This window comes from Hydrogenimonas sp. (assembly GCF_029932565.1).
GTDB lineage: Bacteria > Campylobacterota > Campylobacteria > Campylobacterales > Hydrogenimonadaceae > Hydrogenimonas.
The window spans coordinates 31684-40825 of the sequence record NZ_JAOZPV010000007.1 but is presented as its reverse complement, the minus strand read 5'-3'; the positions used below and the strand labels follow the sequence as shown (position 1 = coordinate 40825).

General features: G+C 48.8%; 12 protein-coding genes. All 12 read right to left on the bottom strand.

The window, feature by feature from the left end:
• The coding region (locus Q1K24_RS02120; protein ID WP_300365241.1) for a glycosyltransferase family 2 protein at positions 1-796 on the bottom strand (796 nt) is incomplete at its 3' end.
• Positions 793-1545: a glycosyltransferase family 2 protein gene (locus Q1K24_RS02115; protein WP_300365246.1), complete on the bottom strand. Its 753-nt coding sequence runs from the start codon at positions 1543-1545 to the stop codon at positions 793-795. The genes Q1K24_RS02115 and Q1K24_RS02120, both read right to left, overlap by 4 nt.
• Positions 1538-2362: a polysaccharide deacetylase family protein gene (locus tag Q1K24_RS02110; protein WP_300365239.1), complete on the bottom strand. Its 825-nt coding sequence runs from the start codon at positions 2360-2362 to the stop codon at positions 1538-1540. The genes Q1K24_RS02115 and Q1K24_RS02110 overlap by 8 nt, the downstream gene beginning before the upstream one ends.
• Positions 2352-3449, bottom strand: coding sequence for a glycosyltransferase family 4 protein (locus Q1K24_RS02105; protein ID WP_300365236.1), 1098 nt, complete (start codon positions 3447-3449; stop codon positions 2352-2354). Before Q1K24_RS02105 ends, Q1K24_RS02110 begins: the two co-directional genes overlap by 11 nt.
• A complete protein-coding gene (locus Q1K24_RS02100) occupies positions 3446-4324 on the bottom strand; it encodes a hypothetical protein (RefSeq protein ID WP_300365234.1) in 879 nt (292 codons plus the stop codon). The genes Q1K24_RS02105 and Q1K24_RS02100 overlap by 4 nt, the downstream gene beginning before the upstream one ends.
• Positions 4321-5226 (bottom strand): lipid A biosynthesis lauroyl acyltransferase, encoded by a 906-nt coding sequence (locus Q1K24_RS02095; RefSeq protein ID WP_300365231.1) that lies wholly within the window; start codon positions 5224-5226, stop codon positions 4321-4323. Before Q1K24_RS02095 ends, Q1K24_RS02100 begins: the two co-directional genes overlap by 4 nt.
• Positions 5223-6224 carry a lipopolysaccharide heptosyltransferase I gene (waaC, locus tag Q1K24_RS02090; protein ID WP_300365228.1) on the bottom strand — a complete coding sequence of 334 codons (1002 nt, stop codon included), beginning with the start codon at positions 6222-6224 and terminating at the stop codon, positions 5223-5225. The genes Q1K24_RS02095 and waaC overlap by 4 nt, the downstream gene beginning before the upstream one ends.
• 47 nt (positions 6225-6271) lie before the next feature.
• Entirely contained in the window at positions 6272-7174 is a 903-nt protein-coding gene (locus Q1K24_RS02085; RefSeq protein ID WP_300365225.1) for a hypothetical protein, read from the bottom strand.
• On the bottom strand, positions 7171-7686 hold the full coding sequence (locus tag Q1K24_RS02080; RefSeq protein ID WP_300365223.1) for a prepilin-type N-terminal cleavage/methylation domain-containing protein: 516 nt from the start codon (positions 7684-7686) through the stop codon (positions 7171-7173). The genes Q1K24_RS02085 and Q1K24_RS02080 overlap by 4 nt, the downstream gene beginning before the upstream one ends.
• Positions 7683-8099: a hypothetical protein gene (locus Q1K24_RS02075; RefSeq protein ID WP_300365220.1), complete on the bottom strand. Its 417-nt coding sequence runs from the start codon at positions 8097-8099 to the stop codon at positions 7683-7685. Before Q1K24_RS02075 ends, Q1K24_RS02080 begins: the two co-directional genes overlap by 4 nt.
• The gene (locus Q1K24_RS02070; RefSeq protein WP_300365217.1) at positions 8089-8730 is read right to left on the bottom strand and encodes a prepilin-type N-terminal cleavage/methylation domain-containing protein; all 642 of its coding nucleotides are present in this window, start codon (positions 8728-8730) and stop codon (positions 8089-8091) included. Before Q1K24_RS02070 ends, Q1K24_RS02075 begins: the two co-directional genes overlap by 11 nt.
• A gap of 19 nt (positions 8731-8749) precedes the next feature.
• The coding region (gene gspG, locus Q1K24_RS02065) for a type II secretion system major pseudopilin GspG (RefSeq protein WP_300365214.1) at positions 8750-9142 on the bottom strand (393 nt) is incomplete at its 5' end.

The following is a 9142-nucleotide window of genomic DNA, read 5'->3' as shown; positions in this document are numbered from 1 at the left end:
AATCGGCCCGGGTGAGAAACCGGTCGATACCATCTTCGCAGCGGATTCTTTTCTCATCGATACTTTGTCGCAGGCGTCGATCGTTTTCCGGAAGGCTTTGGCGCGTATTTTCTGGATGGTAGAGATGGTAGGCGACAGAGGCGAATTTGAGATTTTTGCGTTCGAGACCTCTGTTGAGAAGTCGCACGGCGAATTCGCTGTCTTCCCGTCCCCATCCGACGAAGTGGTTGTCGAAACCATTGACGGCGAGAATATCTTTGCGAAAGAGAGCGAAATTGCATGTTCTGATACCGCGAAGAGATCGGCTCTTCTTTGAAAAAATATGACTTAAAAATTTGCAGTGCAATGCATTTTTGCGGTTTCCGATTCCCGAAGAGAAAGGTGTGAAATCGAGTCGTTTCGTCAGGATTGTCTCCCTGGTCGTGTACTCATTTAAAAGCACGCGTCCGCCCTGCACGAAAACATTATGTTCAGCCGCTTCCATGTGGTCCTGGACAAAATATGGATGCAGCAGCATGTCACCATCGATCATGACGATATAATCACTTTTTGCCATTGCGATGGCGCGGTTTCGGGCCATCGCGGCACGGAATCCTTCGTCGGGTTGCCACGCATGCAGGATGGGAATGTCGCTTTGACCGTTCGTTTTTTTGATGACTTCCGCGGTTTGGCTTTCGCTTCCGTCATCGGCAACGATGATCTCATCGGGTGGACGTTTTTGCCGCAGGGCACTCAGTAGTACGAGTTCCAGTGCATCGGGCCGATTGTACGTGGTGACAATGAGTGAAACGGTCATTGCACCCTCCGTTTTTTTTCATAGAGTTTCATGTATTTGTAAAAGACACCGTTGGCGTTGGAAACACTGATGAGCAACCCCGCATAACCGTAGAGAAACCCTTTCTGAAGAAAATAGTTTTTCAAAAAGGCGAAGGTTGCACGCCAGAAAGCTTTGGCTGGCGAGGATGATTTATCACTCTGTTTTGCGAATAGGGTCGAATAACTCTGCATCTTTTCAATAAGCGACTCCACGTCATCGAAAGGATAATGGTATAGCTCTCCGGTAAGCTCGACACGTTTGGTGTCAGGTTGAAGTTGCAAACTTTCATGGACCATCGCGTCGCTGTAACGGGTATGTGTGCGGTTGTAGAGTCGCAGGACGACATCCGGGTGCCATCCGCAGCAGCGAATCGGCCTGCCATTATAATGGTTGAGCCGGTGAATGGCGTAGACATGGTTGGTGTTTGCCGGATCGAGCTGGCGAATCGCATCGATCAGCTCTGCCGAGGCGACTTCATCACTGTCGATTGTCAGAATCCAGTCGTTACGCGCCATATCCGCGGCCAGGTTCTTCATCGGACCGAAGCCGATGAATGGGTGTTGTTTTATTGCAACATTGGGATATCGGGATGCGATTTCCAATGTTCTGTCCTCCGAACCGTTGTCCAAAATCAATACCTCGTCGAATATCGTCAATGTATCGAGACATTCAGAAAGATATTTTTCCGAGTTTTTTGTCAGGATAGTGACTGTAATTTGCTCAATCATCACGTTTTTTCCGTTTTCTTTGGATCCTATACTCCCGAAATTCAGTATAGAGTTTGGAAAGAATAGGTGTAGAATAGATAGCGAGCTTGCGCTGAATCCTTTTCAAATATTTCGTTTCATTTCCGTCGAAGGCAGAGCAGTCAATACGGCGGATCGTGTAGAGCGGATCATCCCGATGATAAGCGCCTTCCGTCGTGGAAAACGCGAAAGCATAAGGTGAAACTTCAATGGCTTTCAATGCTGTTTCATCAAACTGCCCCTTGGGCCAGCAGAAACCGTGAACTTCTTTCGGACGGGTATGCGATGTGATAAAACGATAGGAATCTTCCAGCTCTTTCAGAACGGTCTCGTAGGGAAGGTTTCGGCATGTCATGTGCGATACCGTATGACTTTCTATTTCGACCAATCCGCTCTTTTCCATCGCTTCGATTTCGGCAGTGTTGATGAAATAAGCTGGATCCGGATTTTTGTCGAGATCGATATGGGATTTGAAAGGCGGCATGGTGTCGCGGCAGGTATCGGATGTTTCTACCATGCCGGTTATTGCAAAGATAACAGCGGGTACTTTCAGTTTTTTCAGAATGGGGAAAGCATAGATATAATTGTCGAGATAGCCGTCGTCGAACGTCAAAAGCAGTGGTTTTTTGGGAAGTCTCTTGTTGTGGAACAAAAATTCGATGAAATCCTTATAGGAGATAAAATGGTGGTTTTTGCCCATCTTTTGCAGTACTTTTTCCAAAAGTTCAGGCGGTATGGTCATCCTGTCTGGGTGGGGGTGGATATGGTGAAACGTAACGATCGTAACGTTATTGGCCATGAACACCCTCCAGAAGTTCTTCCATTTTCTCAACCAGAATATCGTCGCTGTAGTTTTGTAGGACGAAATCATGGGCAGCGCGCGCCATCGTTCGACGCTCCATTTCGTTTTCGATGAGATGCGTGGCGCACTCGGCCAGTTTGCCGGGATTTTTGTAGGGTGCGGTCAATCCACGCACACCGTTTTCGACAAGTCGGTTCATCGGTTCGATATCGTAAACGATGAGAGGGAGTTTCGCCGCCATACCTTCGATGATGACAGTACCCAGTCCTTCGGTATGGGAAGGGTAAATATAGATGTCGAAGCCCTTCATGATTGTGGCTGCATCTTCGCAACGCCCCGTCCAGACGATGCGTTCGTTTGGATTCAAGCCATATTTTTCCAGCAGTGCATCGATCTCCTCCTTGATTCGTGGTAGATAGCTTCCCGCAAATACCACGGTGATATCAGCGTGCCGTTTTAGCAGAATCGATGCGGCTTCTGCGAAATCAAACACCCCCTTTTTGCGGGTGAGATCGGCGAACATACCGACGATCGTATGATGTTCCGGAATATCGAACTGTCGGGTCAATATCTCTTCGGTCGCATCGAAATGATGGGTGTCTACAGTACTGGGAAGGAAGAAAATCTTGTTCTCAGGAACTCCGATTTCGAGAAGATAGTTTTTTACACTTTCGCTGATGGCGATGATCCGGTCGAAAAGAGAGCGATGCTGCCAGCGGGACAGAGTGCCTTTTATGGGAAAAAGATTGTGCCGTTCGCGTATCAGGAAGGGCTTTCGTTTCGAAAGGTTGCCCGCGACGGCGACGATCCAACTGTCGGTGGATCCATGAGATACGACTATGTCAATTTCGTTGGATTGTATGAAACGCATCAAAGCAGGCACTGTCTGATGGTAGGTTTTCTTCGTCATACGGATTTCCGTCACAGGAATATCGAAAGATCGGGCCCGTTCACCGATAACGGCACCAGGATTGCAGACAAGAAAAACATCATGTCCGAGTGACCTGGCGGCTTTGAGTTCCTTGAGCACTTTGTTCTGCTGTCCACCCCATTTGGGCAGTGTTTCGGTGTGTAGAATTTTCAAGAAGAGCTCCGTATGGTTGAATGTGGTGTTTTAAGGGAGTCCTGAATCCCCTTGTTGAAACTTTCGGGATGGAATGTCAGTTTCAGAGTTTCCAATCTTTTTTGCAGATGCGCATAAAGGGTATTGACAGCTTCCTCCCTTTCATGGTCGGAATAGGGAGAAACCGCATCAATGACATCCAGATCACAGAGCAAAAGATCGAATCCATTTGATTGGAATTGGATCAATGTATTCCCGAAAAGTTCCCGATGCGACCCACGGATTCCTTGATGAAGAAGCCTCCCCGCGAATCGTCCATACGCTTCGAGAATACGATCGGTCGGAAAATGCTCAATCGTTCCGTCGAATGCGTCAGTAAAATCGTTTGCCGGATTGAGTGGCGAGAGTGTTTCGAAATAATAGGAGAGCGGAACGGTTCTGGGTTCGGCGATGGAAGCATAAATGCCCTCAGATGGGATATAACGATCGTTCCCAGCGGCGTAGAAAAGATTGTCGATGGTGGAAATACCCATGGCCTGCAGCTGATAAACGAGAGCGAATGATTTTTTGGCCAGGGTCCGGCGCAGAATGTTGCGACGGAGAATAGTGGTACGGCTGTATTTGGCGTCATAAACACGATAGTGTTTCAGATAAAGATCGACAGGAAGATTTTTGCTCCGGTAGGTGTCGCGATAGTCACTTTGGTGAACAAGTTTGAAATGTTTATTGCGTTCGTGATCGAAGGCATTCAGTACCTGATATACAAGATTTTCATCGTAATGTCTGTCGTATTCGCCCCACCATTTTCCCGTTTCGAAAGGGTTGGCGTATTTTTGGTAACCTTTGTCCAATACCTGTTTGGTTTTGAAGGCATCTATGCTGTAACGCAGGTTCATCGGGATCTCGTTTCATAGAGATGTTTGTACTGGTTTTTCCATCGCTGGTGGAGCCAGAACCACTCGTCAGGTTTTTCCCGAATAACCACTTCGGTGATCTTTGCCTGGGCCTGTACGCTTCTGATGATGTCCGCATCTTTGTCGTTCGTTTTCTCCATAGTGATTGGCGGATAGAATTTGATGACATAGTGCCTGTGGTCGTCAGAGTGGATAAATACCGGAACGATTTTCAGGTCGAGTCTGCGGGCCAGTATGGCGGCTGCAGGGGTGTGGCGCGCCTTTTTTCCGAAAAAATCGATCAGGATCCCATCTTTCTCCCGTGTGTTCTGATCGACCAGCAGTCCTACGGAACGACCTTTTTTCAATGCCGAAATCAACCCTTTCAAAGCACCTTTTTTGGGGAGGAGTTTGATGTCGAATCGCTCTCTGTTTCTTTCCAAAATCTCATTCATCGCTTTCGAATCGAGAGGTCGTCCGACGATCGTCAGTGGAGTGAATTTGGCGGCCAGTGCGGGGGGAAGAAGTTCCCAGTGTCCGTAATGGGCCGTAATCGCTATGATGGGCCGCCCGGCCTTCAGTTCGTTTTCGACATATTCACTGTTTTCGAACGAAACTTTTTGCAGGAGTTTCTCTTTTGAAATGCCCTGGTTCCGAATGAAATCGGCAAGGTTGAAAACGAGATTTTCATATGTTCTCCTGATAATTCGCTCTTTCTCTTCGTCACTCATTTCATCGCCGAAGGCGAGATCGAGATTGACACGGGCGATGCGTCGGTGTTTGCGGTCGATGAACCAGACAAAGCGGGCAATGCCTCTGAGAATGGGAAAGAGGATCTTTTCCGGAGTCCAGGTGACCAGCCAGCGGAAAAGATGGTAGAAAGCGAGGTAGATGTAGTCTCTCATGCCAAAAGCCTTTGGGCCGTTTCCACCACATCTTTGGGAGGAATCGTGGCGATGGAGCGGTCGGTTTTGTCGAAACGGCAGGGGTGCACCTTTGCACCGGAGGTGAGGGCGACGTTGACGGGTGTCTCCATCATCATCGTTTTCGGTGTCGACCCGAAAAGTAGTATGGAAGGGCGGTTCATGGCCCAGGCCATATGGCTGGGACCGGTGTCGCCACCGATGAGAAGGTCACATCTGCTGACGGTGTATTTGAGAGAGTTGAGATCCATTTTCGGCAGAAGAATCGCGTGGGTGGCATCGGCTATTTTTCCCGCCTCTTCTCTTTCGGTATCGCTGCCGGCGACAAGGAGAATATTGTGTTCATCGAGGTTTCGGATCGTTTCGATGATCTGTTCGGACGGATAGGTTTTGCTTGCGTTGCTGGCAGCCGTTATGAAAAGAATATTTTTTCTATCAGATTTGAAATAGTTGTCGATAGCTCTATCCACACATCTTTCATCATAGAAAAGATAAGGCTTTTTTTTCAGCAGCATCGCTTTGGAAATGTCGATACCGAGTGCTTTGCCGATCAGTGTCGCAAAGCGGAGGGGTGCGATATCTGCGCAATCCACATGAAAGGTATGGCGATAAAAGAGTGAAGCGAGTCCCTCTTTCGCCGAATGCCTGTCGAGTCCGGAGGCCTCTTTTCCGGCAATTCTGGCAATAATTGCCGATTTGATAAGCCCCTGCACGTCGATAACGAGATCGAAAGGCCCCGCCTCTTTGACTCTCTTGTAGATTGAGCGGACTGCAGAAGCGGAAAACTCTTTTTTCAAGCCGTGTAGATTGAGCGGAACAACATGATCGACATCAGGGTTCATGCCGAGGATTTCTGCAAATTTCTCTTCCACGAACCATGTCAGTTCAATCTCCGGCTTTTTCTCCTTGACAAACTGGATGCTTGCAAGTGTATGGATAACATCACCCATCGCCGTAAGGCGTACGATTGCGACGCGCATAAAACCCTTTAATTTTTGATGATATTATATCGAAAATAACCATTGCGTCATGGACAGTGAATGGGAGAGAGGGCCAAATGGGTTATCGTCTTCTTTTTCAAGCCCATTCGGAAGGAGATGGTTCCGCTGCACTCCTGTGTTGTGTTGAAATCGATGGCAACTGCAATGGTCTCCGTGGAGAGGACGGGTGTGATGCCCAGGTGGGGCTGAAGGATTGCCGTTTTGAACTCTTCGTCGATCGGTAGGTCGTCGGGATTTTCATAACGAGTGTCGTGTGCGGCGATGGCGGCGATGGTGCTGGGCGTAAAGTCCGGATAGAGGAGCCGAAGCTGTGCGCTGTTGGCATAATTGATATCGATAATCGCTCCTTCGTAACCGAAAAGTTCCTCCCACCTCTCGACGGTAAGATTTTCATCGCCGCTCAATGTACGATAGGTGGCCAGTATGGTCTCGAGGCTTCGCCGATTTGGGATGGAACCGTTTTGAAACCACGGTTTTCCAATACGAATTTCACTGCCTCGCTCCCGTTCGTACAGGTCGTTGTCAAACGTGTCAAGCAGGAGAGCGAGCAGTAGTTGTGGATTTTTGAGATTTTGCCGCTCCATCCAGTTCATGACACTGTCAAGAGTCTGCTGATCTTTTTGAATGGCATCGAGAAGTGCATTGATATTGATGCGCTTTTGGGCCGAATCGATCGAAAGAAAACCCGAAACGGGACCCATGTCGAGTGAAACGGGAATGCCTGCACCGAAAAAGACTTCATCCTGTGTGAAGCTTTGGGATTTCAGAAAACTGCTTATATCGTTCAGGATGAGATTGGTCTGAATGATCGCAATGTTTTCCCGGACACTCTTTTTCAGTCGGTCGCTCTGCTGCAAAAAGAGGAATATGACAGAACTGAGCATCAGGAGTATCGCGAGGGTGATGAAGAGTACGATGCCCCGTCTCATTGGTCGCCTTTGTAGAGTGTTGCGACAATGGGGGCAATATCCCTGCATTTGAGCAAAATACTGAGTCGTGGACCGTTTGCGGTGAAACGAAGTGAGCTGCACCCTGCGGCAAGGGTATCCGCGAAGAGATAGGTGCCATTCGCGTCGCCGATGTAGCTACTGCCGGAAAAGTCGATGGCATGGGTTGCCTCGATTCGTACAAGTCTCTCTTCGTTTCGACTGATGTAGTAATGGATCCAGGGGCGGGAGATACCGTAGACGGAGTGGTCGGTGGTAAAAGCGATGCGATCGTATCCCGCTTCGTGAACGATTTCGACCGGGCTCCGCATCTGTGCAATATCCTGGAGCAGCAGCCCGTAGATACGCTGGCTTGTCGTGATGTTGCGAATGGAACGGTCGTAGCGTTCATGATCGCTTCGAACGCTGTCGAGGGTCGCGTAGAGATAGACGAAAACGATGGCCGTCAGAAGAATGGATATCAGCATTTCGACCAGGGTGAATGCATATTTCATGGATTCACCCTGATAAAACTGACGCCTACTTCGCCATGTTCGAGTCGGACAGGATAATAACGGTAGGTGAGATCGAGTTCTCCGCTCTCGAAAAGGGTTTTCTTTTGCTCTTTGCCGACGTCAACTTTCCCTTTGAGTTTTTTGAGCCAGAAGACTTCGTCATCGCGAAGCTTCGAAAAGTGTATCGTGTCGTAAATGGTGACCTGCTTGCGTTTGAGACGTCGAATGTTCGAGTAGAGCAGAGGTGTGGTCTGATAAAGCAGCACCGCTTTTTCACGATATTTTGCCAGATCCTCCTTGATCCATCCATCGAATTTCAGCAATGCGATCCCCATCGTAAAGAGGATCAGAACGCTCAAAAGCACTTCCAGAAGAGTAAAACCGGTGCGTCGGGACAAGAGTTTACTGTGCATAGCCGGCCCTGTCGGGAAGATAGGCGCTTTGTCGCATTGCATCTATCATTTCGACGGGATTGTCGAAAAATGCGGGAGGATCGTACGGATGAATATAGAGCCATTTTTCTCCGGAGAGAATGATTTGCGGGTCGAAAAGACCATCTTTTCGGCAGCGGATCGAAAAGATCGGTCTAATCTCTTTGCTGCCGATTTTGATATGGGGATAATCGATGCGCTGGAGTGTTTCGTCGGGATTGAGCCGATATCCGCTGCCTGTTTCCGGAAGATCCACCGTTTCGAGTATCTTGTTGTCGGCAGTCAGATAGGCTTTGCCGTTTTCCGTCCCGTACAGTATGAGGTCGGATGCTCTGTAGAGAGAGGAGGATTTGAAAAGTGTGTCGATATTTTTGAACGAAAGCGTGTCGGGCACCGTTTTCGTCGTGCCCGGCAATGCCGTGTTGAACGCGATGCCGTAGATGATTCCCATCAGAAGCAGGACGATGAGGAGTTCGATAAGAGTAAAAGCTCGAGCTTTTTCTCTTATCGCGTGGGTAGCGGGCAGTGGGCAGTGGGCAGAAGTGTATCGATGGTCGGAAAATTCTGTCGGGTTAACGATCTTCTCTTCTCCTTTTGCCATTTTCTCATTCACCCATCGGCCCATCCACGCATCAATGGCGCTCACACTCCTGGAGTGTGATATCTTTGGCGTCGCCGTCTCCACCCTCCTTGCCGTCTCCGCCGAGGCTGATAATGTTGATTGTACCATCCTCGTTGATATAGACATAGGGGTGCTTCCATGGGTCACGTGGAAGGGTTTTGCTTTCCAGATAGCCGCTCGATGCGTAATTGGTGTATTTTTCAGGATCCGGATTTCTCAGAAGAGCTTCCAGCCCCTCTTCGGTTGTCGGATACATGCCATTGTCGAACTTGAACGATTTGAGAGCCTCTTCGATCTGTTTCATCTGGATACATACCAGCTTGCGTTTGGCGCTTTCGGCTTTGCCCAACAGATTGGGAAGCACCAGAGCACTCAAAAGCCCGAGAATGATGATGACGATCAT

Coding starts and splice junctions, on each gene's coding strand:
- Q1K24_RS02075 (WP_300365220.1), bottom strand. CDS start 8,099: ATGCACAGTAAACTCTTGTCCCGACGCACCGGTTTTACTCTTCTGGAA.
- Q1K24_RS02085 (WP_300365225.1), bottom strand. CDS start 7,174: ATGAGACGGGGCATCGTACTCTTCATCACCCTCGCGATACTCCTGATG.
- Q1K24_RS02115 (WP_300365246.1), bottom strand. CDS start 1,545: ATGATTGAGCAAATTACAGTCACTATCCTGACAAAAAACTCGGAAAAA.
- Q1K24_RS02080 (WP_300365223.1), bottom strand. CDS start 7,686: ATGAAATATGCATTCACCCTGGTCGAAATGCTGATATCCATTCTTCTG.
- Q1K24_RS02095 (WP_300365231.1), bottom strand. CDS start 5,226: ATGAGAGACTACATCTACCTCGCTTTCTACCATCTTTTCCGCTGGCTG.
- Q1K24_RS02100 (WP_300365234.1), bottom strand. CDS start 4,324: ATGAACCTGCGTTACAGCATAGATGCCTTCAAAACCAAACAGGTATTG.
- waaC (WP_300365228.1), bottom strand. CDS start 6,224: ATGCGCGTCGCAATCGTACGCCTTACGGCGATGGGTGATGTTATCCAT.
- Q1K24_RS02110 (WP_300365239.1), bottom strand. CDS start 2,362: ATGGCCAATAACGTTACGATCGTTACGTTTCACCATATCCACCCCCAC.